The 23,598-nt window shown below is 62.3% G+C and carries 20 protein-coding genes and 2 pseudogenes; 1 reads left to right on the top strand and 21 read right to left on the bottom strand.

Features of this window, described 5'->3' with window-relative positions; all coding sequences use genetic code 11:
- Positions 1 to 4: 4 nt before the first annotated feature.
- From GA0061098_RS21435 to GA0061098_RS46210, 14 genes and pseudogenes are all read right to left on the bottom strand, one after another.
- Entirely contained in the window at positions 5 to 268 is a 264-nt protein-coding gene (locus GA0061098_RS21435) for a VirB3 family type IV secretion system protein (protein WP_091960566.1), read from the bottom strand.
- Entirely contained in the window at positions 268 to 540 is a 273-nt protein-coding gene (locus tag GA0061098_RS21430; protein ID WP_245323474.1) for a TrbC/VirB2 family type IV secretion system protein, read from the bottom strand. The genes GA0061098_RS21435 and GA0061098_RS21430 overlap by 1 nt, the downstream gene beginning before the upstream one ends.
- 55 nt (positions 541 to 595) lie before the next feature.
- A complete protein-coding gene (gene trbB / locus GA0061098_RS21425; RefSeq protein WP_208610669.1) occupies positions 596 to 1,510 on the bottom strand; it encodes a P-type conjugative transfer ATPase TrbB in 915 nt (304 codons plus the stop codon).
- Between the two features lie 222 nt (positions 1,511 to 1,732).
- Positions 1,733 to 3,067, bottom strand: a complete 1,335-nt coding sequence (locus GA0061098_RS21420) for an MFS transporter (RefSeq protein ID WP_091960556.1) — start codon at positions 3,065 to 3,067, stop codon at positions 1,733 to 1,735.
- 135 nt (positions 3,068 to 3,202) lie between these two features.
- Positions 3,203 to 3,628: a ribbon-helix-helix domain-containing protein gene (locus tag GA0061098_RS21415; RefSeq protein WP_091960551.1), complete on the bottom strand. Its 426-nt coding sequence runs from the start codon at positions 3,626 to 3,628 to the stop codon at positions 3,203 to 3,205.
- Between the two features lie 6 nt (positions 3,629 to 3,634).
- Positions 3,635 to 5,623 carry a conjugal transfer protein TraG gene (locus GA0061098_RS21410; protein WP_091960546.1) on the bottom strand — a complete coding sequence of 663 codons (1,989 nt, stop codon included), beginning with the start codon at positions 5,621 to 5,623 and terminating at the stop codon, positions 3,635 to 3,637.
- Between the two features lie 36 nt (positions 5,624 to 5,659).
- Positions 5,660 to 7,423, bottom strand: coding sequence for a relaxase/mobilization nuclease domain-containing protein (locus tag GA0061098_RS21405; protein ID WP_091960543.1), 1,764 nt, complete (start codon positions 7,421 to 7,423; stop codon positions 5,660 to 5,662).
- Between the two features lie 385 nt (positions 7,424 to 7,808).
- On the bottom strand, positions 7,809 to 8,639 hold the full coding sequence (locus GA0061098_RS21400) for a lytic transglycosylase domain-containing protein (RefSeq protein ID WP_091961138.1): 831 nt from the start codon (positions 8,637 to 8,639) through the stop codon (positions 7,809 to 7,811).
- 2 nt (positions 8,640 to 8,641) lie between these two features.
- Positions 8,642 to 9,154 carry a S26 family signal peptidase gene (locus GA0061098_RS21395; RefSeq protein ID WP_091960539.1) on the bottom strand — a complete coding sequence of 171 codons (513 nt, stop codon included), beginning with the start codon at positions 9,152 to 9,154 and terminating at the stop codon, positions 8,642 to 8,644.
- A complete protein-coding gene (locus GA0061098_RS21390) occupies positions 9,151 to 9,615 on the bottom strand; it encodes a DUF2840 domain-containing protein (RefSeq protein WP_091960534.1) in 465 nt (154 codons plus the stop codon). Before GA0061098_RS21390 ends, GA0061098_RS21395 begins: the two co-directional genes overlap by 4 nt.
- 289 nt (positions 9,616 to 9,904) lie before the next feature.
- The gene (locus GA0061098_RS21385; RefSeq protein WP_091961134.1) at positions 9,905 to 10,786 is read right to left on the bottom strand and encodes a replication initiator protein A; all 882 of its coding nucleotides are present in this window, start codon (positions 10,784 to 10,786) and stop codon (positions 9,905 to 9,907) included.
- Positions 10,787 to 10,808: 22 nt separating this feature from the next.
- Complete coding sequence (locus GA0061098_RS21380) at positions 10,809 to 11,090, bottom strand: helix-turn-helix transcriptional regulator (RefSeq protein ID WP_008561544.1); 282 nt, start codon at positions 11,088 to 11,090, stop codon at positions 10,809 to 10,811.
- A gap of 133 nt (positions 11,091 to 11,223) precedes the next feature.
- Positions 11,224 to 11,994, bottom strand: coding sequence for a DUF2285 domain-containing protein (locus tag GA0061098_RS46215; RefSeq protein ID WP_245323460.1), 771 nt, complete (start codon positions 11,992 to 11,994; stop codon positions 11,224 to 11,226).
- Positions 11,995 to 12,158: 164 nt separating this feature from the next.
- A pseudogene (locus GA0061098_RS46210) lies at positions 12,159 to 12,427 on the bottom strand (DUF2285 domain-containing protein).
- Between the two features lie 260 nt (positions 12,428 to 12,687).
- Between GA0061098_RS46210 and GA0061098_RS46205 the strand changes: the two are divergent.
- Positions 12,688 to 12,870: a helix-turn-helix domain-containing protein gene (locus GA0061098_RS46205; RefSeq protein ID WP_283808001.1), complete on the top strand. Its 183-nt coding sequence runs from the start codon at positions 12,688 to 12,690 to the stop codon at positions 12,868 to 12,870.
- Between the two features lie 254 nt (positions 12,871 to 13,124).
- On the opposite strand, the gene GA0061098_RS21360 is transcribed toward GA0061098_RS46205, so the two are convergent.
- The 7 genes and pseudogenes from GA0061098_RS21360 to GA0061098_RS21335 form a co-directional block, all read right to left on the bottom strand.
- On the bottom strand, positions 13,125 to 13,445 hold the full coding sequence (locus GA0061098_RS21360) for a DUF736 domain-containing protein (protein ID WP_091960530.1): 321 nt from the start codon (positions 13,443 to 13,445) through the stop codon (positions 13,125 to 13,127).
- Positions 13,446 to 13,633: 188 nt separating this feature from the next.
- Positions 13,634 to 13,990, bottom strand: coding sequence for a hypothetical protein (locus GA0061098_RS43940; RefSeq protein WP_129590908.1), 357 nt, complete (start codon positions 13,988 to 13,990; stop codon positions 13,634 to 13,636).
- 30 nt (positions 13,991 to 14,020) lie between these two features.
- On the bottom strand, positions 14,021 to 14,470 hold the full coding sequence (locus GA0061098_RS21355; RefSeq protein ID WP_091960525.1) for a hypothetical protein: 450 nt from the start codon (positions 14,468 to 14,470) through the stop codon (positions 14,021 to 14,023).
- Between the two features lie 145 nt (positions 14,471 to 14,615).
- Positions 14,616 to 15,539: a DUF2493 domain-containing protein gene (locus tag GA0061098_RS21350; protein ID WP_091961127.1), complete on the bottom strand. Its 924-nt coding sequence runs from the start codon at positions 15,537 to 15,539 to the stop codon at positions 14,616 to 14,618.
- A 328-nt stretch (positions 15,540 to 15,867) separates the two neighbouring features.
- Positions 15,868 to 16,929: a DUF7146 domain-containing protein gene (locus GA0061098_RS21345; RefSeq protein WP_091960520.1), complete on the bottom strand. Its 1,062-nt coding sequence runs from the start codon at positions 16,927 to 16,929 to the stop codon at positions 15,868 to 15,870.
- A complete protein-coding gene (locus GA0061098_RS21340; protein WP_091960515.1) occupies positions 16,929 to 21,257 on the bottom strand; it encodes a strawberry notch-like NTP hydrolase domain-containing protein in 4,329 nt (1,442 codons plus the stop codon). Before GA0061098_RS21340 ends, GA0061098_RS21345 begins: the two co-directional genes overlap by 1 nt.
- Positions 21,258 to 21,442: 185 nt before the next feature.
- Positions 21,443 to 23,557: pseudogene (locus GA0061098_RS21335) on the bottom strand (ParB/RepB/Spo0J family partition protein).
- Positions 23,558 to 23,598 lie beyond the last annotated feature (41 nt).

Below are 23,598 nucleotides of genomic sequence, written 5' to 3'. Positions count from 1 at the left end.
AAACTCAGAGGTTGAGATGACCGGGAATGCGCAAATGTCGGCGCACCACATCGACGAAGGCGGGATCGCGCTTGGCGGCCCAGACGGCCGCCATGTGGCCGATGAACCAGAGGACGAGACCCGTGATCCAGAGCCGCATCCCGAGCCCAAGAGCTGCCGCAAGCGTGCCGTTGACGATCGCGACCGACCGCGGCGCGCCGCCCATCAGAATCGGCTCAGTGAGCGCGCGGTGAACGGGCACCACGAAACCCGTGACCGGTTCATCCATCAGATCACCACGCCGCCGCCGAAGGAGAAGAACGACAGGAAGAAGCTTGAGGCAGCAAACGCGATCGACAGACCGAACACGATCTGGATCAGCCTGCGGAAACCACCTGACGAGTCGCCGAATGCGAGCGTGAGCCCAGTCACGACGATGATGATGACGGCGATGATCTTGGCGACCGGACCTTCAACCGACTGCAAGATCTGATTGAGTGGCTGCTCCCACGGCATGTTCGAGCCGGCCGCCCATGCCGGTGCTGACGCCAAAAGAGCCATCCCGGACGTGGCCAGTAACACGGCATCTCGACGAAAACGAAATTGAGGACGCATGTCAGTCTCCTGCTGATGAAAGGCTGTAGTCGCCGGCGACACCAAGCCCCGTTACGCGGGCGAGCTCAGCGAGGCGGCGGTCAGCGCCGCGCCCTGCAAGCACAGCGACGAGGTTGATGGTCTCGGCGATCATGGCGCGCGGAACCGTGATGACGGCTTCCTGGATGAGCTGCTCGAGCCGCCGCAGCGCGCCGAGCGCGGTGCCCGCGTGAATGGTGCCGATGCCACCGGGATGACCGGTGCCCCAAGCCTTGAGCAGATCGAGCGCTTCGGCACCGCGGACCTCGCCAACCGGAATACGATCAGGACGCAGTCGCAGCGAGGAGCGAACGAGATCCGATAGCGTGGCCACGCCATCCTTGGTCCGCAGCGCCACGAGATTGGGCGCTTTGCATTGCAGTTCGCGCGTGTCTTCGATCAGCACGACCCGATCGGAGCTCTTTGCCACTTCGGCCAGGAGGGCATTCGTCAGTGTCGTCTTGCCGGTCGATGTCCCGCCGGCGACCAGAATGTTCTTCCGTGCGGCGACCGCGTCCCTGAGGATCTTGGCCTGCTCCGAGGTCATGATCTCCCTCGCGACATAGTCGTCGAGCGTAAACACGGCGACCGCCGGCTTGCGGATCGCAAACGTCGGTGCCGCAACGACCGGAGGCAAGAGACCTTCGAAGCGCTCACCGGTTCCGGGCAGTTCGGCCGAAACCCGCGGAGAGCCGGCATGCACCTCGGCGCCTACGTGATGCGCCACGAGGCGAACAATGCGCTCGCCATCGGCCGCCGACAGCGTTTCGCCTGTGTCGATCAGGCCGTTCGACAACCGGTCGATCCACAGCCGCCCATCCGGGTTGAGCATCACCTCGATGATCGCTTCGTCTTCGAGGTAGCCGGCAATCGCAGCACCAAGCGCGCTGCGCAGCATTCGCGCGCCGCGCGAACTCGCTTCCGATTGAATGGAATGGATTGCCACCGTTCGCCCCCACCGCATGAGAGCGTCTACAGACGGCCCTCAGATGGGGATGATTAAGAAGGGTACCAACGGACTTGGTGCAACAATGGCTTTTAGCGATCGTAAATTAGCGTAGAAAAAGAAAGACTAAGAACTGATCTCTGAGGCCTACTCAATCGTAATGCGAGTTACTGCTCACCACTCAGCATCGTGATCCGCGGGTATGAGGACCACCGAATTCTCATACGAGCTTACTGACTCGACAACATCGAAAACATTATCCGGCACAAAAAACGCTATTGGCCTCATCCGTGAAGCTAGGTGTTGGCCCCAAGGCAACGAGAACCAGACCAACGCCGCGATCTGCAGCGCTACGTTGACGCCGAACGCGACCTGATAGGCTTGGACCGTCCTATGGCCATCATTCGCAGACCATTGCTCCAGGATCAGGCCTGTCGCGTATTGTGCCAGAAATGCCCAACCAAAGTGCAAGACATTCAAAGCGCCGTTGGCACGACCAGCAAGCTCCGGCGGAAAGTAATCCGCTATCACCGCGAAGCTGACCACGGTTGCCGTTCCGACAATTGCGACAACGGACCAGGGCAAGATCGACGGCAGAGACGCTCGCAGGATCAAGGCTAGCTCGGCCGAGATGAACAACACTGCAACCATCGCCAATACCGTCTCCACCCCTATTCCTCTTCGTTTGATGTAGTGGACGGTCATCCCGAACACCCAGGCGCCGCAGCTCAACACGATCGACATTATGAAAAGCTGTCGGACGAGACTTGCGCGATCAAGCCCCTCTACGTCTGTTAGCCACGGCGATGCCCAAAATCCCTGCAGGGACCAGGCCGATCCAATGCAAGTCGCCGACAACGGAGCCATTCGCCAAAAGCGCCGATCGCCAAAAACGGAGCTAAGGGTCGCGGGGGTTGACGCCATCGATGAGACAATGCCTCGTTCAGGCACAACGACGTAGATGAGAATGGCCGTCGCACCGGTGGCGGCCGCCAGGATCTCAAAGAGCTGCCGCCAGCCCATCCAAGCGAGCAGGTGTTCGACGGGAGCCGTAGCGGTCACCGCTCCTAGCGAGCCCAGCATGACCATGTAGCCGTTCAGCAAGGCAACTCGCTCCCTGGGGAACCAAAGGATTATGGACTTCAGTCCTGCCGTGAGCGCCCCTGCCACACCAAGCCCGATCATTGCACGCGCGATCAAAAGTGACAGGAAGCCCGTCGATACCGCGAACAGTCCGGCGCCCACTGCTGCGAGCAAGAGCAGAACACTTTGGACGCGACGCGGACCAAATCGGTCCAACAATATGCCGACGGGGATCTGAGCCGCCGCGAAAACAAGAAAATAGACTGACGTAAGCAACCCGAGGTCGGCAGTCCCAAGCCCGGTGTCCGAGCTGAGATGGCTCGCGATCAGAGCGTTGATCGTTCGAAGGAGATACGAAAGATAGTAACCAGCAGCAAACGGGAGAAATACGCGCGCGGTGAGACGCCGTGCCCCTGAAACTTGCATGCTGGCCCTTCTTGCTCCTCAACTCATTGGAGCCGATAGCGCGTCCAGCTTTTTGTGGGCTTGGCCAAATTGCTGCGATCGTAGGCTGGCGTAGAAAAAGAAGGACCGGCGAAATGGTCTGCCTACATGGTTCAATCAGGATTCTTCGGCCGGTTCCTGACGGCGGATATCTTCTGGAATCTCGCGGAGAAAGCTTTGCCCCTTTTGCAGACGACGCCCGAGCGCCTCGACAAATCCTTCAAACCGCTCCCGACCCTTTGCCTGCGCGGCCGCCTGTGCGTCATTGGGTAGCGGCGGCGTGATCGTTAGCCAGAACCGAATGAAGAGCGCCAAGCTTTCGGCCGTCAAACCAACGTCGCGCTCAAGCCTCTGCATCTGACGCGACAGCCGATCCAGGCGACGGGTAAACGCTGCCTCCCGCCTGTCCGCTCCATCCGGCGACAGAAATGAAGCGACGGCCGCTTCCACGATCGCAGAGCGAGAAAGTTTCTTGCGATCGGCAAGCTCGGAGAGCTGTTTCAGAAGCTCTGGCGGGAAGTAGACGTTCATCCGGTCACGCATGTTGCTTCAGAGCTCCATACCATCATTTGGATCCATGGCGACCTGACGAGCGACACTGCGCATTTGTTGGCGTCTGAGCCGGGACTGGCGGACCGCATCCTCGTCATCGTCAAGAACGGCGGCAAATTCTTCTGCCGGTGTCGGCTCGGTCGTTTCCTTGACGATTGCGACGTGATCGGGGAGTTCGGGCTCACGACGGAGCCCGCTGTTCGCCGTGTCTTCCTCGGCCTCCGCGGCTTTGTCAGTTGGACCTCCCGTCGGCATCGGCGTTCCGAGCGCTGACCATCCGTCCGTCCGCAATGATCGGCCGGCCGTCGCCGGATCAGGCGGCGGCAAAACCCGCTCGGTGAATCGCCGATCCTCGTAATAGCGGACCTTCTTCGCCCGGATCGGCGCCGTCCCTGCCACCATGACGATCTCGTCTAGCGGCGGAAGCTGCATGACCTCGCCCGGGGTCAGCAGCGGCCTCGCCGTTTCCTGGCGGGAGACCATCAGGTGCCCCAACCATGGGTTCAACCTGTGACCGGCATAATTCTTCATCGCCCGCATCTCGGTCGCCGTGCCCAGCGCGTCGGACACCCGCTTGGCGGTCCGCTCGTCGTTGGTCGCGAAGCTGACCCTGACGTGGCAGTTGTCGAGGATTGCGTTGTTGGGCCCATAAGCCTTCTCGATCTGATTGAGGGACTGCGCAATCAGAAAACTCTTGATGCCGTAGCCCGCCATGAAGGCGAGCGCGGACTCGAAGAAATCAAGCCGCCCCAGCGCCGGGAACTCGTCGAGCATCATCAGGACTCGGTGCCGGCGGTCACGGGCGTGCAAGTCCTCGGTCAGGCGTCGGCCGATCTGATTCAGCACCAGACGGATCAGGGGCTTGGTCCGCGAAATGTCGGAAGGCGGCACCACGAGGTAAAGCGTCGTTGAGCGGCAATCTGCGATCAGATCTGCGATCCGCCAGTCGCAGCGGCAGGTCACCTGGGCCACGACGGGATCACGGTACAGCCCGAGGAAGGACATCGCGGTAGACAGGACGCCGGATCGTTCATTCTCGGATTTGTTGAGGAGCTCGCGCGCTGTCGACGCGACCACCGGATGAGCGCCCTGCTCGCCAAGGTGAGCGGTAGTCATCATCGCCTTCAGCGTCGTCTCAATCGGCCGCTTCGGGTCGGACAGGAAAGCTGCGACACCGGCCAAGGTCTTGTCTGCCTCGGCATAGAGGACATGGAGGATGGCGCCGACCAGGAGCGAATGACTGGTCTTCTCCCAATGGTTCCGCTTGTCGAGCGAGCCCTCGGGGTCGACCAGGACGTCGGCGACGTTCTGGACGTCGCGAACCTCCCACTCCCCGCGCCGGACCTCAAGGAGGGGATTGTAGGCGGAGGACTTTGCATTGGTGGGGTCAAACAACAGGACGCGGCCATGCCGCGAGCGGAAGCCGGCGGTCAGTTGCCAGTTCTCGCCTTTGATATCGTGAACGATGGCCGAGCCTGGCCAAGCCAGTAGTGACGGAACTACGAGGCCAACACCTTTGCCGGATCGGGTGGGTGCAAAACACAAGACATGCTCCGGTCCGTCGTGGCGGAGGTAGTCGCTATCGAGCTTGCCCAGCACCACACCATCCGGACCGAGTAGGCCAGCCGCCCTCACCTCCTCCAGACCAGCCCAGCGCGCGGACCCATAGGTCTCGACATTCTTGGCTTCACGCGCCCGCCACACCGACATGCCGATCGCCACCGCGATCGAAACGAAGGTCCCCGATGCCGCGATAAAGGCTCCCTCGACAAAGACCTGAGGCGCATAGGCGTCATACACGAACCACCACCAGAAGAAGACGGGTGGATAATAAATCTTGAAGCCCAACAGTTCGAACCAGGGCCGCCCAAGCTCCGGTTGATAGGCGAGCCGCCAGGCCGTCCACTCGGTGGCTCCCCAGATGGCCAGCAAAACGATCAGGCCGACGACGATCACCTGTCCCCAGAGGATCTTGGTTCCGGACATTGCGAACGCCCTTTAGTAGTTGAATTGGTGGGATAGCTAGAGGCCGAGGTCGCGCTTGCGGCCAAAGCCCCATTCGATGCCGCCGCCGTCCTTGACGACGCCGGTGACGTGTTGGCCGAGGCGGTTCTCGAGTTCGCGCGACCAGGGCACGAGCTGGAAGCCGAGCCCATTATCGATCATGGCGAAGCGTCCCGAGGCGAGCGTCAGACGCTGGCGATAGGTGCCCGCCACATGCTCCCCGGAATCAGGCTTCACATGAGGCAAGCCGGTGTCGGCCGAGACCTTTGCGGCCACCTCGTCCAGTTCCCGTCGGCGCAACGTGTTCAGGAGATCGCGCTGCAGGATGATGCGTTGGCCCTGCCGCCGCGCCAGACCCTCCTGGATCAAATGCTCGGTACGGGCTTCCATGGCGTCGCGAGTCTCGCGGCCGAATCCGCCCATGGCGAGCGGCATGGATTCGCGTTCGACCAGCCTGTGGTCGAGCCAAGTGGCCCCTCGTGCCGTGATCTGACCACCAAGGTCGAGATCGGAGCGGATCGCCAGCACCACGGTCGGCCGTGGATCGCCGGGTTGACCGAAGCGTCGAACTTCGACGATGCCACCGACCGGTGGCGCCTGTTCGAAGGCCTCGACCCCTCGGAAGCGCACATGATGCGCGCGTCCGTCCGTTCCGTCGATCAAGGCGTAGGCCTCGCCAGTCAGTTCGTCATGCAATCCACGGTCGATCAGCCGTCCAACAATCTGGGACGACAGCGGTCCACCTTCGATGACGAAGTCGGCAATGCCGCGCGCTTCTCCACGCTCGGTAAAGGCGCGGTGCATGGTCTTGATAATATCGCCGCGCATGCCGAGGTCGCGCAAGCTACGCTCGGCCTCGAGTCCTACCATCCATTCTCCTGGTGCGGCGGATGAGGCAAGGCCCATCTTCTCGAGGTGTTGGAGCCGACCGACCATCAGGCGCCGGATCTCTGGATCGGACTTGCCAGGATTCTCCGGGCGAAGATCGATCGAGCCAGTCTCATCTGCCGCCAACCGGATCTCCCGGTCGAGCCGCGTCCATCGATCCGCCGTAACTTCCCTCTCCAGTGAATTGCGGATCTCGTGCTCGGGCTTTGGACCGAGCTCGATGGCGACCAACTCCTCGGCGCGTGAGCGCAGGCCCTGGCTGATGTAATCGCGGGAGATCACGAGGTCCGCCCCTTCCTCGTCTACGCCCCGAACGAGAAGATGGACGTGAGGATTGTCGGTGTTCCAATGATCGACAGCAATCCAATCGAGCGGCGTGCCGAGATCGGCCTCCATCTGCTTGGCGAGATCGCGGGTAAAGGCCTTGAGGTCGGTCATGTCGCGGGCTTCTTCCGGCGAGACGATGAACCGGAAATGATGGCGATCATCTTTGCAGCGTTCTGCGAAAGACGCGCTCTCAGCATGGTCGCTGCCAGCATCGAACATCTCGGCCCGCTCACCACTCCGGGTCACGCGGTCGCGCTTCAGATATGAGAGGTGAGCCGTCAGTGGTGCTGAGCGGAAGGCTCGCCCTTTGTGCCGCACCACGCGCGCCTTCACCACGACGCGCCGGGTCGGGCTGAACAATCTGGCCCGGCTAAAAGCAAGCCGCCCGCGGCCAAACGTCGATCGCCCATAGGCCGCAGAGGGTCTGCCAGCTGCGGCCTGCCCCGAGGTATATCCTGCTTTCTTCGCGGCGCGCAGCACCTGGTTGATAAAGCTCTTCTGTTTAGGCGCGCGGGTGCTGCGAATACGCCCGGGCCGAACACGCAGATCGCTGTCGCCCACACTCACGGCAGGGCCTCCCAGGCATCAAAAGCACGCACGGTGCCGAAAACGCCTTTGATTGCATTCGTCAAAATGCAAGGCGCGGCACACGCCCCGACCGACTGGCACGCCAGAACCCAAGCCATGCCAATGGCTTGCGGTTCGACCGGCGATCCGCTTTTATCTCGCCGTCCTGCCGTCGTGGTCTCCCAGTCGCCGGTTCCCGAAAGAGCCGCCGCAACTTGGCAGCCAACTCGCGAAGCACCCACTGCTTCCGAGCGCTTGCGATAGCGATCGTTACCCGAAGGGCCGAGACACCCGAAGGGTGGCTCGGTGAGGAGCGAAGCGACGAGTAGAGCGCGGGCCGAAGGCATCGCCCATACGCCATCAGCTTGCGAACCCGCACATTTGGTCATTGCGATGCTCCCGAATCCGATCGAGGGACGAACATGCCAATTGGCCGGGGAACCATGTGCAAAACATCGGGCACCGGGATTGCGGTCGTGACACCGCTCGATGGCATCAGCGCCAGCAACCGATCGCGCGTTTTCATGAGATTGGATCGCGTGACGAATAGCGTCGCAGCTGCTGATGACTGTCCGCTGGACGTCCACCTCGGCGGCAGTTCGATGGCAAGCAGATCTGCAAGCTTTGCGACGTACGCTCGCGTTTCGTCTGGCAAAGAGCGACCTGCGAGATGCTCTTCATAGCGAGCTGGTCCCGCATTGTACGCGGCAAACACGCCAGGCGAGCCATACCGATCGAGCAGTTCGCGCAAGTACGCTGTGCCGGCCAGAATGTTGTCGTGCGGGTCGTAGGGGTCGTTCCCGAGATTGTAGCGCTCGCGAAGTTCCGCCCAAGTCGCCGGCATGATTTGCATCAGGCCCATTGCGCCTTTTGGCGATCTGGCGTGCACGTCACCAGCACTCTCGATGCTTTGGACTGATCGGATCCAGTTCGGCGCAATCGCAAAGCGTTGTGAGGCTTCATTGATGAAGCCGGCAAATGGGTCAGCGGTCTGCCTGATCGCCGGCTGGGCGGCTAATCCGCTCTGGGCCAAAGCAGCACTGTCGAACGCGGTCAGAAGAAGCATCAGGGGCACGACAGCACAAACGCGCGTGCCCAACCGACCCAAGCACGCGGCCGGGCTCGCGCCAGCCTTGCAGACATCGATCGAGACGGAGGAATGATCCCGCAATCGATCAAACAAGGGAATGGCGAGGAGAACACGTCGAATACGCACGATCACTCCTCCCACGTCCACACCGGCATCGCACGGCCGATCACGCTAGATGCGGGAAGAACTCCAAAATACCTGCCATCAAGAGAGTCGTCCGACTGCCAGTTCATCAGAAACAGCTCGCCGTCGCCGACGACGCGGCAGCCCTGCCATTTCGGCAGCGGCCGGCCTCGTCTGTCGTGATCCTTCGCCCCGCCCACCGCGATGTCGTCGACTGAAAGCGTGAGCCCGCTTCTGCAGACCGTCTGCCCCGGCAGCGCCAGAACCCGCTTGAGCATGGGGACGCCAATGGGCAAATAGCCGTTAAGGTCGAGGAAGGTCGCGAGCGGCTCCGGCGGCTGCACGGCGACCAATTCAGTGACTTGGAATTGGTCCGCCGGTCGGAGGCGGTAGAGACCGATCGGCACGCTCGCTGATGCGTTCCAAATGTATAGCGGAAGCGGCTCCAGGACGATCGTCGCGATGAGCGCAGCAGCCGCCCAAGACGTCGCGGTCAGCGTCTTCATGCGGCCCGTCATCGCATCACCTTTCTGCGATGAAGCCAGGCCTGATGACGCGCTTTGGTATACGAGCGCGGATTTTCGTCGACGGACAGACGGTTATGAACGTGATGCCAGTGATCAGGCGCGACGTCGGCCGGATCGATGCCGAGCGCCTCAACGGCATCGATCATCTGCAGCACGCGCTCGACCTTCGGCCAGCCCGACAGGCGCAGCAGAATCTCTCCGCCGGGTGTCACATAAGGGACGGTCGAGCAGCGCTGTCCCGGCGCGACCGCACGCAAGATGTCGATCCGCGAAATGACCGTGCCAAAGTCGTTAGAGGTCCAGCGGACGAAAGCAAAGATGCTACCTAGCGCAAATGATAGGACGCGCCGGTGACGATCAATCCTCCGTTCCTCGACAGGGCGACCAAACCGAATGCGGTTTTCGATACGCTTCTCGAGCCACAACACTTCCACTTCCGTGAGATCGCTCATGCGGCGGCTCCCTGACGCTGGAGCTGGCAGCCGTGAGCTTGGGGCGCAGTGGAAAGTGTATATGGCCTGCAAAGGCAGGCTGGACTATCGGACTGCCGTTGCCGAGCGTCGGCAACGCGGCTTTCGGCCTGTTCCGTTAGAAGAAATCCGAAGGATTTCCGGTTAGTAAAGTTAGAGCGGCTTGAAAGTGCGGAGAAGCAAGCTCTTAAGTCCGATTCCGGTCCCCGATAGCACGAGGATCGGGTCCCCGATAGCACGAGGGTTGCGGTCCCCGATAGCACGAGTTGATTCACAGGTTGTCCTCCGAATTTGGAATGAGACCGCGGCGGCGCAAGCGGGCCGTGAGGGGATCAGCAGGCGTAGGCGCGAAGTTCAGACGCTCGGTGCCGTTCCGATCGCGCGTGAGCACCAGCTGGTAACCGGGCAATGTCTGGCGCTGGACGATCTGACGTACGTCGTAGGCAAAGTGCTTGAGCGGCGAGATGATGCCGGACTTGGCATGGAGGTGCACAAGATCAAAACTCCAGCCGCCATCCTGGCGTCCGCCGTGCTTGCGCACGAGCCGGTAGAGCCAGCGCTCGAGTCCGCCCGTCAGTTCGAAATAGGCGGGGTCGATCGTCAGCACGAGCGCGTCATCGATGACGCCCGCGTAGAACCAATCCGGCAGGATCAACTCGATCCCAAATGGCCGACCGTTTGCATCGGCCGTCTCCTTCCACTCGTTGATCCAGGAGAAGCGATGTCGCCGTCGTTCTGTCGGCTGACGGATCGACGTCAGCACGGTCGTCGACTGAAGTCTGTCAAGACCAGCCTTCAGGCGGTCATAGTCGCGTGCGCTGGTACCGCGGCCCACGAACGTCAAAATCTCGTAAGGCGTTGCAGCCATCAAACGCGAAGTCTTCAGACCTGCGTCACGGGCTTCGACGATCTGAGACGCAGCCCAGATCAGAAAGTCCGCATCCCAGATGGTCGCCATGCCGTGTTCCGGTACGGCTTCGACACGAATTGCGATCGCACCGGCACGGAAATCGATCGGCACAATCCGCTTCGTTTTTGCGAGCGAGAAGAACGGATAAGCCATGAGATCCTGTGCGTCGCGGGGCGCGAGATCGCCGGGCAGCGCCCTAAAAAGCTCAAGCTGATCGCGCTCAGAATGGTATCTGCGCCGCATGATCACCGTCCTTTCGCTGTGATCAGCGACGTTCCTGACCCGCATAAGGGCGCAGCGCCGGGTGCTTCTTGGCAGGGAGTACAGTCCCCTTCCCGGGGTCGGACGTCGAGGTCTTGGCGCCGCGGTCGGCCCACGCTTTTAGGTCATCCACAGCGTAGACGACACGTCCGCCGATCTTCCGATAGGTCGGTCCGGTACCGTACGTGCGGTGCTTCTCGAGCGTGCGACCGGACAGGCCAAGATAACGCGCGGCCTCAGGTGTACGCAGGAATCGCGGTGGTAGACCGGCCATCGGATCGGGCATTTGAGGACTCCAGGAGGACATCGCACCACACTTGGCTAGGCCGGCGTGTGTGCGGTCATCATGGAGAAGCAAGATCTCGGAGGGGGATGCCGAATATGGAGGGGTCGATTTTCGGCACCCCTTGGCGACTGCGCTACTCGTCCCTGCGCCCGGGCCGCACGAGTTTGCGGTAACCACCGCGCATCAACGCGAAACCGCCTTGCACAAGGCGGATTGTTCGATTGCGCAGATCATGCGTCTTCCAGGCCCGATCGGGGATGCGCTTTTTGCCGAACAGCGCTTCGGCGACAACGCGATAACTGCCGCCGGCGCTATGCGCATCGAGCGCGCGGATTGCGGCGCTCAGGCGCTCGCGCCGCTGTTTAGATAATTGATGAAATGCAGGCTCCAGCGCGCGTCCGTTCATCGCGCGCCACAGCCGTCGAGTTGCATAGGCGGGTGCGCCAAAATCGCCATCAAACGGCAGTTGGGCTGTGTATGACGCGCCGAGCACCGGCGGCTCTTTTGACCAAAGCCGGTGATCTAGCGCACCGATGCGCAGCACGGCATGCCAGCCGTCGACAGCGCGGCGCACCTGGCCAACTGTGAGGTCGAGCAGTGGCTGAGACGCCGATCCGAGATCGGCCGTCAAGGCAACCGTCACCGGAACGACCGCCGCTAAAACCTCAGGCGCCCAAAAGATCGTCTGCTCGTCGAATGACCTCTGCGGGTCATGGGCGAAAGCAGAGCCCCACCTCCTCCTGAATTCGGCAGTCACTTCGCCATCTGGGTTGCGAGCGATCATCGCCTCATATTCGCGTTGATAGTCCGCGTTGCGGCAGAGGCATTCCCAGGCGATGTCGGTGACTTCCGCGTCTTGTAGGCTCTTGCAGGATTCCGAAGACCGCCAGTCGAATTCAGGCATTGCTTCCGCCCCATCGCACGCTGCTAACAACGATTGCGCCGCAATAGGTATGAACGAGGCGGTTGTAGGAAGACCCTGGTTTGGCACCACGTGGTGCACCGGAATGAACACGGGTCAGAGAAAGAAAATACTTCTGCCTGCAAGTCGCTGGCCGCCAATTTCTTCTATTTGGAGCCAGTGCCACGTAGCCGGCCCTGCTCGGTCGACCATTTGGCCCGCGCAACGTGACTCTGATATATGCTCCGCGCACGGTCTGGCTCTCGCTCGGGGTCCATATGCAAGACCACTCGAGCCACTTCGCGCCAGTCCGCCCCCTCTCCCTCCGCTTGCAGAAGGCGGATGTCGTGACGACATGCCGTTCGTCAGAGGTTGTGAGCGTCGGCTCATTCGGCGCGACATCCGCGATGTCAGGATCTAGCGGCGGCTTCGACATCAAAGACGACAATATGCGGGAGATTCAAAATCAAATGGCGAGGCACCAGCCTCGCCGAACAATTCCCTGCTGTAGCATATGGCATGCCACCTGCTCGGGCGAGCGTTCAAGAAGCTGCATTTCCCACATTTTCCTCAATTGAGGCTCCGTCCGAGACCCTAAACAACCAGCTCTCCGCGTATTATAACACGTTCGCGATTGCTTCTATCCTTCGGATGGACATTCGCAAGGTCTTTGGAGCAAACGCGCGTTGATTTCGGCTGGCCCTTGGCTTGAGCCAAGAGGCCGTAGCGGAACGCATGGGCGTCGACCGGGCCTTCGTGAGCAGCATGGAGCGAGGGCTCCAAAACGCGACACTGCTCACAATCTGGCAGATTGCCCAAGCGTTGGGGGTCAGGCCGGCAGATCTGCTTGAGGAGAAGATGTCCAAAGCTCGGTCCTGACTTTGAGCCGGGCGCGCGACCTTGGGAGTCCCGATGTGGACACTCGTTACGACTGCCGATCCAGCTTGCTGCAGCGCCAGCGATAGGGTTTCGAACAGGCGATGTTCCAGAGGGCGCGCCGAGCGCGCCGCCAAACGAAATCTCGCTCAGATCGGCAGCAAGCACCTAGCACAATGGTTCAACGGTCGATCCATCGACCGATGGAAGATTTGGAAAGCCCCGCCCGGCGGACCGGACGGGGCTTCGTGGAGCTCTTAGTCGCCGTTCTTGCGCGGCCGCGACCACAGGAGGGTAAAGCCTTCACCGCCTTCGTCGTCGAAGAGGTTCGCGTAGATCGGCGCGTTGAAGGAGGGGTCGTCGAGCTTGAGCGAAAGATAGTCGCGGCCCTCCTCGGAACGCTTCGACCAGGCTGCGCCGATCTCCGCCCGGCCCACATAGATGCGGTGGCTGGGAGCGTTGTCGTTGGAGCGGTTGGTCTCGGCGACGATACGGACGCCCTTGGCTTGCAGGCTCAGGGTGACGATCTCGCCCTGGAAATCATTGCCGACCTTCTTGAAAGAACCGATGTTAGCCATGTCACTTCTCCTGTTGTGTTTCGAGCCCGCGACCACCGCGGCCTCGATGGCGATCTAGGGCCGAGGACGATCGGCGACGCACCCGCTTGGGCCGGAGCGCAGCGGAGGACGTCGTTGTGGCGACTTTCTTGTCTCGCGAGGAATGGGCGCAGCCCAGGGGAAGAAAGTCGCATCAACGGCGTTGCGGCTCAGACGATCGAGGCGAAGCCGGTCTTCGGCCAGATCAAGCCATCAACGAGGCCACGTGCGTCCGCGTGCTGAACCACAATCTTACGGAGAAGCGTGGCTATCTCAGCTTTGATGAACAAGAGGTCGGAACGATTCAGCGCGGAAAGAGAAACAATCTGCTGCAAAGGGCGGCACCGTCTGCCAAGAGCCGATCGAGGTAAGATCGCTCTGCCGCGGCTGCGTGGGCCAAACCGAATGTCGGCAGCTTGATCGAGGAGTTCCGAGCAGGACGGCCTCTCCACGCTCAGGTTCGACCACCTCCCGTCACCGTGCCGATTTACGCGCACCTGTTCGACGATGAAGGCGGAAAAGGTCATCCCGTCGGGCCATGCGGCCGTATGAACCGGTTAGGGCGGGTTATCCACCACCCCGGCCGGCTCGAACGGGCCGGTCTTCGCCAAAACCATCAAGCGCGTCCATGACGTAACGCCAATGCAAACCGCGCCCAAGCAAGCGAAGACCTCACGCCATGCCAGCGAGGGCACTCCGATATGGGACACGGCGAACACCACATGATAGCCGGCGACGGCGGCGGGAGCAGTGAATGCTGTGGCGATCGCGAGGCGCAAGGCGGAGGACCGAGTAGCAGCAAAGGCGACCTGGCCGAGGACGAGCGTCAGCGCACCGCCGGTCGTTGCGATCAGCAGCGCATCGATCAAGCCAGCGCCGCTCTTAAACGCCGTTATCCCGATACTCAGTGCGACGAAAAACGGCATGGCATACACTGCGAGCGCGAAAATCGCCCAGCAGAATAGGCCGATGCCGAGTGTGTTGAGGACGAGCCCAAGTGCGAGCATGGTGGTGGCTCCATGTGCATAGATCTACCAGTCGCGCCTTCCTCCACCACCACGGCGCAACTCTGGATATGAGATTGAAACGAGGCGGAGTTGCGGCGTGAGCAATTTCGCCTCCGCCCCATTACTTCAGTCAAGCAGACGGCGCTCACGCGCCGCCGAACCTCCAGACCGGGATGCCGAGCCGCTTCGCCTTGTCGGCCAGGTTGTCCTGGATTCCGGTGCCCGGGAAGTGCATGACGCCGATCGGCAGGAATTCGAGCATGGCATCGTTGCGCTTGAAAGGTGCTGCCTTGGCATGTTTCGTCCAATCAGGCTTGAAGGCGATCTGAGGCACCTTGCGGATCGTCGCCCATTTGGATGCGATCAGCTCGGCACCCTTCGGGGAGCCGCCATGGAGCAGGACCATGTCGGGATGCTTGGCATGAACCTTGTCGAGTCGATCCCAGATGAGGTGGTGGTCGTTGAAGTCGAGCCCTCCGGTGAGCGCGATCTTCGGCCCAGCGGGCAGCATGACCTCGGTCTCGGCGCGGCGCTTGGCCGCGATGAAGTCGCGGGAGTCGATCATCGCTGCGGTCAGCGTGCGATGGTTCACCAGCGATCCCGATCGGGGGCGCCAGAATGAGCCGGTGTGAGTCTCGAAGTGCTCTATGGCCTGATCACGGAAGAGCTCCAGGCAGTTGCGGCGCTCAATCAGCGTGATGCCTTCCGCCGTGATGCGTTCGAGTTCGACCGATCGAACTTCGGAGCCGTTCTGCTCGCGTTGGCTCTTCTGCTGCGCCTGTTCGTTGTCATCGAGTTGGCGTTCGATGCGGTCGACGGCACGATGGAACAGGTTGACGGTCGACCAGAGCAGGTCGTCAAGGTCCGGCTCGAGCCGCGTGTCGCTCAAGGTCGCAACCAGGGCGTCGAAGATATCAGCGACGGCTCCGGCGATGATCTTGCCCTCCGGAAGTGGCCTTGGATCGGGCTCGTCGTCGAAAGGACGATAGCCGAAGAGTTGCAATTCGTTAAGAACGTGATCGGTGGGAGATGTGGCGTGCGGTGTTTCGATGTCGTCGTGGTCGGTCATGGAAGAAGCCCTTGCCGGATCGGCCGCGCCCATCGCGGCCTTCGTGGCGATCACTCAGACGGCGGGCGGACCGGGCCAGAACCCGAAGGGCCGAAGGGATAGCGGAGGATGGCGAAGGCCGGCTATTTTGCCTCGCGATGCAAAGCGCGCCGCACAGATGGGTAATCAGTTTTCCCATCGCCGGCGCGCGGCGGAAAATAGCCGGACGCAGCCATTGCCGGCCCGAGCCGCTTGCCGTCCGATCGCCCTCTAGAAGGCCGTGGTCGCGTGCTCTTCCGGCATTGGCCGCGTCGTGACCGGGCTGTCGACCCCGATCGAAGTGCCCGGGCTATTCCGCAGCTACCGCCGGAGAATGCAGGAAGCGGACGACGTCCTCCGGTACGAGTTGAAGGAGCAACGCTGCTCGGAGGGCCTCGAGGCCGAAGATGTGCAGATCTTCGTTGAAGTCGCCCACCCGAGGCGACAGCGGAATCGCTTCAACGCCGACCTCTTCCGCGCGCTGCGTGAGAATCGCTTGTACGGCATCTCCGGCAGCATCGTCATCGCGGGCGATATAGAGCCGACGCAGGCCAGATGGCAGCATCATCGCTGCGAGATGATTAGCCGAAAGCGCGGCGGCCATGGGCAAGGACGGCAGTGCGTAACGCAGTGACAGCATGGTCTCGATTCCCTCGCCGGCAGCGAGCACGTCATCGACCACGCCGAAGCGAACGGCGTTGCCGAGCAGGTCGCCCATGGCGCGTCGTGGTGTGTCGATTGGAGCCTTGCCGAGCCCTACGCGATCAAAACCGTCTGGATCTAGCCAGGTGCGATGCACGCCGGTGATCCGTCCCTCGAGGTTCGTGACAGAGCCTATCAACGCCGGCCAGGCTTCGGTCGGCGAATGCTCATCCGGCCGATAGTAGCAGCGCGGGTGGAAGCGGAGGCTGCCACCATGGTTGATGCAAGTAATTCCGCGACGCTGCAAGTACGCCTCGGCTAATGTCCCTTCAATCGGGCTTGATATCGCAAAGAGCCGACGAGCGGCTTCCTGCGATCCGGCCGGCGCGACTGAACGAATGGGTTTCGGAGCGAATTGCAGTTCTGAACGAGGCAGCTTTAGAAACCGCCTCGCCTCCTCGGCGACCTCGCGAAAGTCTCGCAAGGCCATAGTTTCGCGGATAACGTCGAGGAGATCGCCATGTTCCCCGGTCGCGGCATCGGTCCACTTGCCAGCGGGGCCCTTCGTCGATTTCTGGAGCCGCACGAACAACGAGCGGCCCGGCGTGTTCTGGACGTCGCCGACCACCCAGTACCGCCCTGCTCGCTTGCCATTGGAGAGATAGTGTCGGCACACCGCCTCAGCCTCACGCGCGAGACGGCGTGCCAGTTCGGAAGCATCGTGGGGCATCACGCGGCCTCCCGCGCACTGATGCGCGCCACTGGATAGGTGTCGAGCACCCTCGACAGAATCTCGACGCTGCTCGCGTCCGTGGGCACGAACATGCGGAGCTTCCAAGAGATGATCTCCCCAAAGAGGCCGTAAGCCCGGAGGCGATCGCGCATGGCGTCGCTGAAACCCGATAGCTCGATGCGGTAGGCGCCCATCACCCGGACGCGTCGAAGCTGGAGCTCCTCCACGAGCTCGAGGACGGTCCGTCCCTCCATCAGCGCGGCAAAGGCGGCGTCCGCCGTCAGCGAAGGCGCGTTCGTCGCAAGGACGTTTGCGACCCACGCGGCAGAAACCTTGCGTCCGATGATGCGCTCGCCCGCGTCGGTCTGAAGGCGATAGACCCGGGTCGACTCGTTCGGTAACCGCTTCCAGATGGGTAGCAGCAAGCCCGCCACGACGTGGATCGTGCTTTCCGTGAACTCGGGCACCTCTGCAAGTTCCGCCAGCCATGCCGCAGCGAAGCGCTCACGGTCCGCCTCGACCCAATGGCTTTCCGCCATCATGCTTATGGGGACCCTGTGCTGCTCCATCGGCCGGATCAGGCTGACGCGTCGCTCAATCTCACCGTCATCGAGCATGACGCTCGCCGCCGGAACCTGCACGGCGGCTCGTCCCGACCGCTCGTTGATTAGCAGGACAGCCTGACGATCGGGAACACGAGCAAGAGCATCATCCAGACCCACGGGATGGTTGCGCTGGCGCTGCGTGATCGTGAGCAGCCGGGTCTCGGCACCGGTGCCGGGATGGACGTAGATCGTCCGCCGGTCAGTGACCACAAAGCTTTCAGCGCGGAGCGTTTCCAGCCCGACGTCGTAGGTACCCGACGCGACCGCGCCGTCGATCCGAGCGGTCAAGAGCTGCTCGAAGGCGGTGAACAGCACATTCTGCAGGTCGATGGTGAGCGCCAATAACCTGTTCAGAAAGGTCGTGATCGGCGGCAGGTCATCCCTGAGCCCATTGGCATCCATGAGCTTCAGACCGGTCGCATCCTCGAACCTTTCAAGCGAGCAGCCGTCGACCTTGCCTCGCGCGAGCAGCGTGTAGAGCTGACGCAACGCGTCACGCCCGTACTGGCTTTCGAGATTGTCCTCGGGCCGGAACAGGCCCTGCCCTCCCGTCTGACGCTGGCCGCGCGTAATGGCCCCCAACGTGTCGAGCCGACGGGCAATGGTGCTGAGAAAGCGCTTTTCGGCCTTCACGTCGGTCGCGATGGGACGAAACAGGGGTGGCTGCGCTTGGTTGGTGCGGTTGGTCCGGCCGAGCCCCTGGATCGCGGCGTCGGCCTTCCAGCCGGGCTCGAGCAGGTAATGGACTCGCAGGCGGCGATTCCGAGCCGACAGTTCGGCATGGTAGCTCCTTCCCGTACCGCCCGCGTCGGAGAACACAAGGATGCGCTTGACGTCATCCATGAAGGCCGAGGTCTCCGCGAGGTTGGCCGAACCGGCTCGGTTTTCGACCACCAGCCGGTCGCGCTTGCGCACAATGCGGCGAGAGCGGCCCGTCACTTCGGCGACCAGTTCGGTGCCGAAGCGCTGGATGACCTGATCCAGTGCCCCAGGTACCGGCGGTAGTGATGCAAGCTTCTCGATGAGGCGGTCGCGTCGTGCGACAGCTTCCCGGCTCTCGACCGGCTGGCCGTCGCGATAGACAGGCCGGGAGCAGAGGTTGCCCTCCGAGTCGGTGAAGGGCTCGTAGAGCTGAACTGGGAAGGAATAGGCGAGATAATCGAGGCCATACTCGCGCGGGGTGACGTCGACCTGGACGGCGCCCCACTCTTCAGTCGGGATCTCGGCGAGCCGGCGCTCCATCAGCGCTTCGCCCGTCGACACGATCTGGATGACCGCGGCGTGTCCAGCCTCAAGATCGTGCTCGATCGAACGGATCAGCGACGGGGTCTTCATCGAAGTCAGGAGGTGACCGAAGAAGCGTTGCTTGGCGCTCTCGAAGGCGGAGCGGGCTGCGGATTTGGCCTGCCCATTCAGCGCCCCAGTTTCGCTGGTGATGTTGGCCGCTCGCATCGCGGCGTCCAGGTTGTTATGAATGATACCGAACGCATCGGCATAGGCGTCATAGATGCGAACTTGCTCGGGCGTCAGCTTGTGTTCGACGAGCTCGTACGCGACGCCCTCGTAGGACAATGAGCGAGCCGCATAGAGACCGAGCGCCTTGAGGTCCCGCGCCAGCACCTCCATGGCCGCGACCCCACCTTCCTCGATCGCTTCGACGAACTCGGCACGCGTGGCGAACGGGAAGTCAGCGCCGCCCCAAAGGCCGAGGCGTTGGGCATAAGCCAGGTTGTGGACCGTGGTGGCGCCCGTCGCCGACACATAAACCACGCGAGCATTCGGCAGCGCGTGCTGGAGCCGCAGGCCCGCACGGCCCTGCTGAGATGCAGCCTGTTCACCGCGCTCGCCCTTGCCCCCGACCGCATTCTGCATGGCGTGGCTCTCGTCGAAGACGATCACTCCGTCGAAGTCCGAACCCAACCATTCGACGATCTGCCTGACACGAGAAAGCTTTTCGCCGCGCTCATCGGTCCGTAGCGTGGCGTAGGTGGTAAAAAGGATGCCTTCCGAGAGCCGGATCGCGGTGCCCTGGCGAAACCGAGACAAGGGCGTAACAAGCAGCCGCTCCATGCCGAGCGCGGACCAGTCGCGCTGCGCGTCCTCGATCAGCTTGTCGGACTTGCTGACCCAGGTCGCACGACGACGGCCCTTGAACCAGTTGTCGAGCAAAATCCCGGCGACCTGCCGCCGCCCCTTGCCCGCGCCGGTTCCATCGCCCAAGAACCAGCCGCGGCGAAAGCGGACGGCATTCGATGCGTCGTCGCGCGGGGCGGCCACAACATCAAAGGTCGCATCAACCGTCCAAGAGCCTGCCAGGAATTTGGAATGCGCCTCGCCGGCATAGATGATGCTCTCGAGCTGAGCATCCGACAGAACTCCGTCGTCCATGACATTGGCCGGCAGGTGCGGACGATAGGATGGCTTCGGTGGCGCAACGGACGCCATCGCGGCAGACTGCACGAGCTTGGTCGGATGTGCGCATGACCCGGGAATGCAGATCGACTGTAGTCCGTACTCCTCATAAAGCGCATCGGTCAGCCGGGCGCCTTCCGGCGGGGACCATTCGACCGTCTCGTAGATCAGTTCTGCGCCTAGTGGCGCGGCGTCTCTCGAAGTGGACGATATGCGTGGTGCAACGGCGCCGACCGATCGCGACATCGTTGGCCGCCCGATAACAACGATCTCCGATGGAGTGGCGACGGGCAGCCTTGAAGGCACATGCAGATTCACCCAGCCAAGCAAGGTAGCGACGTCGGCCGCCATGCCTGGCGAGGCAGGAAAAGCCGTCGGATCGGCAGCGGGCAGCTTGTCGATCACAAGCAGCCTTGTCTCCGTCTGAGTACCGTGCTTGGCGTAAACGGTGCCATCGACGGCGGCGGAAAACACCACCCGTCCGCGTTCCTGGAGGCGAACGAAGGCATCTCGCCATGCCGGATTGTCGGGCGCGAAGCTTGCGCCGGCGATGGCGACGAGGCGTCCACCGTCGCAAACACGCGTGAGCGCCGAAGCGACGTGGCGGAGGGCCGCATCCGCCATCCGTCGATCGACATTCGCCACCGCGGAGAACGGCGGGTTCATCAGGACGACGCTAGGTGTGACACTCGCATCGAGGTGATCATCGATTTGCGCGGCATCGAACCGCGTGACCTTAACGTCCGCGAATAGCTGATCGAGCAGCTCCGCGCGGGCTTCGGTCAACTCGTTCAACACCAAGACCAAGGCGCCGCCGGCGAGCTCTGCAAAGACGGCGAGCAGGCCTGTCCCCGCGGATGGCTCTAGAACGCGGTCGGCAGGCGTAATTCCGGCTGCGGTAAATGCCGCCAGCCCGAGCGGGATCGGCGTCGAGAATTGCTGAAATGCCTGGCTGTCCTCGGACCGCCGCGTATGTGTCGGCAGAAGGCCAGCTACTCGCACGATCATCGGCAGCATGGCGGCCGTCGAACCAGCCTTGGCCCGCATGGCCGGGCCGAACTTGCGAAGGAACAGAACTGTTGCCGCCTCGCAGACGTCATAGGCGGTCTTCCAGTTCCAGACCCCGGCCGCGTCGGAGGCGCCGAAGGCAGCCTCCATGGCGCTACGCAGAACAGCGGCGTCGATACGCCGGCCGCGTTCGAGCTCGGTCAGGACCTGTCGCGCGGCCCTGACAGCGGCAGAGGTGAGATTTGCGGCGGCACGCATGGAGAGCGGCGTGGCGGCACCGCCGGCAAGAGATTCAGTCATGGCAGGATTTCTTTCGGAGAGCAGGAACGGGTCGAACCATCAGGCGCTCTCCTCTGACCCCAACGGCTCAAACCCTTCCCGGCCTGCCTCTCCCTCTCAAGCCTCGCCCATAAGAATGGGGACCGGCGCTGTGCACCGGTCCCCGAGCAACCGCAGGACAGCCGGAGCCACCCCGCTCAATGATGTCACTCAGCCGCGTCAAGCTGTTGCGGATCGTCGTCGCTGCCGTTCTCCTGATCGTCCTCGTCGGCCAGGAATTCTGGCAGCGGGCCCGCTTCGCCCTCCTGCGCCACTGGCGCCGCATCGGGATCGAGGAGACGCAGCGGCTCCGGCAACCAGCCCGAGCCATCCAGAAGACGCTCGGCCTCCTTGGCCATGTCGGCCTTCTTCAGATGGTCGATCAGTTGCGCCGACGTCTCGCCCTTGGCCTCCCGCACCGCGTCCAGAATACGCGGCTTGGTAACCCGTCCGAGATAGTTGTCGACGGAGGGCTTCCACCCTACCTGAACCATGTCGAGCCCGACCGCCCGCGCCAGCACATCAGCTTGGTCGAGACGTGTGCGGACGCCGTGGGCTGAGACGCGAGCCTGATTGTAGCGATTGGCCGGCTCATAGACGGCATTGACCGCAAATGACGCACAGGGGGCGAACAGCGACGCCTGTGCACCACCATCGAGAGCCGTCAGCGCATCCCAGAGATCGTTTTCGCTCTTCGGCAACCGCGCCTTCCAGGCCTCGTGCCGCGCCTCGACAGCTTTGGCAGAGACGCTTTCCCTCAGCCCCCGGAGCTTGAGCGGGAAAGTTCGGCGTGCGAAGGCCGATCTCAAGACAGCTCCCGGACGAGGCGAACCGGTAAAAGGCCGTCAGCACGAAGTTATGCAGCACCGCCTGGAACGCGACCCCTGGATTTTCTGCCAGCGCATCCCGCAATGCGAGCGTACGATGCGCCGTTAGCTCGGTGATCAGCCGATCCGGCAGAGGCCTGGCCGCGTCCTCGTCATCTTCTTCAGCATCAGGAGCACCGCCCCGACCCCGATCACCGTGCGCGGGACGGAAGGGCGCTCTTCTTGACCTTCGGTTGACACGTCGGCGTCCTGCCCGACATCAGGATCAGATGCCGGCACCTCGTCCTCTGGTCGGACGTAACCCCGGTCCACGGAGAGGCGTCCTTCGGAATCGATACTGATGAAGACACCGGCTCGGGCGATTTCTGTCGGTTCGTAAAACATTGGCCGGTCTTCGAAAGCCGCCACCGCAGACTCGATTTCGCCGAGGCGCTGGTCGATCTCGTCGGGCAATTCGTCGGCATCCTGGTAATCGGTTTCAAGCTTGGCTTGCTCGGCGTTCAGGGCGTCGATTGTGGCCTGCTCCTCCGGCGAGAGATCGACAGGTTTGCCTTCGATTTCCCGTAGGCCTTGCGTGTGACCGTAGGAGAACTCTACGGCGACTGAGATCCACTTCCAACCTTCGGCAGCAATCGCCTCAGCTTCGGCTTTGAGCTTTTCGATGGCGAGGCGGTCGAGCAATACGACGTCCTGCAGCCAACCGCCGTCGTCCTGCTGAAACAGGTCGCGCAGCACGAGGCCACCGGCCTGCTCATACACATCGAGCCCGACGTATTGGGCGCGGCGGTCGGAGGCGCGGGCAGTGTGTTCCGTAAGCATCCGGCGGATCTGGTATGGCTCGTCGTTCTGGGAGCGGCTCACATTATCCCAAACCTGCTCCTGACGCGCATGATCGCCAGTGACGGCAAAGGCCATAAGCTGCTCCAGCGTCATGCCGTCGTCGGCATAGACCTCGTGCAGCTTCGGCGATACCGACGCCAGCCGCAGCCGCTGCTTGACGATCGTAGGCGCCACGAAATGCCGTGCGGCGATCTCCTCTTCGCTCATACCGCCATCGCGGAGGATCTGAAACGCGCGGAATTGATCGAGTGGATGTAGGCCGATGCGCTCGTCGTTTTCCGCAAGCGAGTCGTCCTCAGCGACACCGCCATCCCTGACCACACAGGGGACCGCTTGGGTCTTCGCCATACGCTTCTGCTTCACTAACAGTTCAAGGGCGCGGTACCGCCGCCCGCCCGCAGGAACCTCGAACATGCCAGTCTCCGTGCCGTCGGCATCGACGACGGCACGGACGCTGAGGCTTTGTAGCAAGGTGCGTTGCGCAATGCTCTCGGCCAGTTGCTCGATCGAGACGCCGGCCTTGATCCGGCGAATATTGGACTGGCTCAAGACCAGTTTGTTGAAGGGAATGTCCCGGGATGGACTGAGTTTGATCTTCTGAACGGCGCTAGCCATGTCGGATTCTCCGCGACGGGCGGCCGAAAGACTCTCTCTCG

Source organism: Bradyrhizobium shewense, from assembly GCF_900094605.1.
Classification (GTDB): domain Bacteria; phylum Pseudomonadota; class Alphaproteobacteria; order Rhizobiales; family Xanthobacteraceae; genus Bradyrhizobium; species Bradyrhizobium shewense.
The sequence above is the reverse complement of the archived record's forward strand: the minus strand, read 5'-3'. Positions and strand labels throughout refer to the sequence as shown.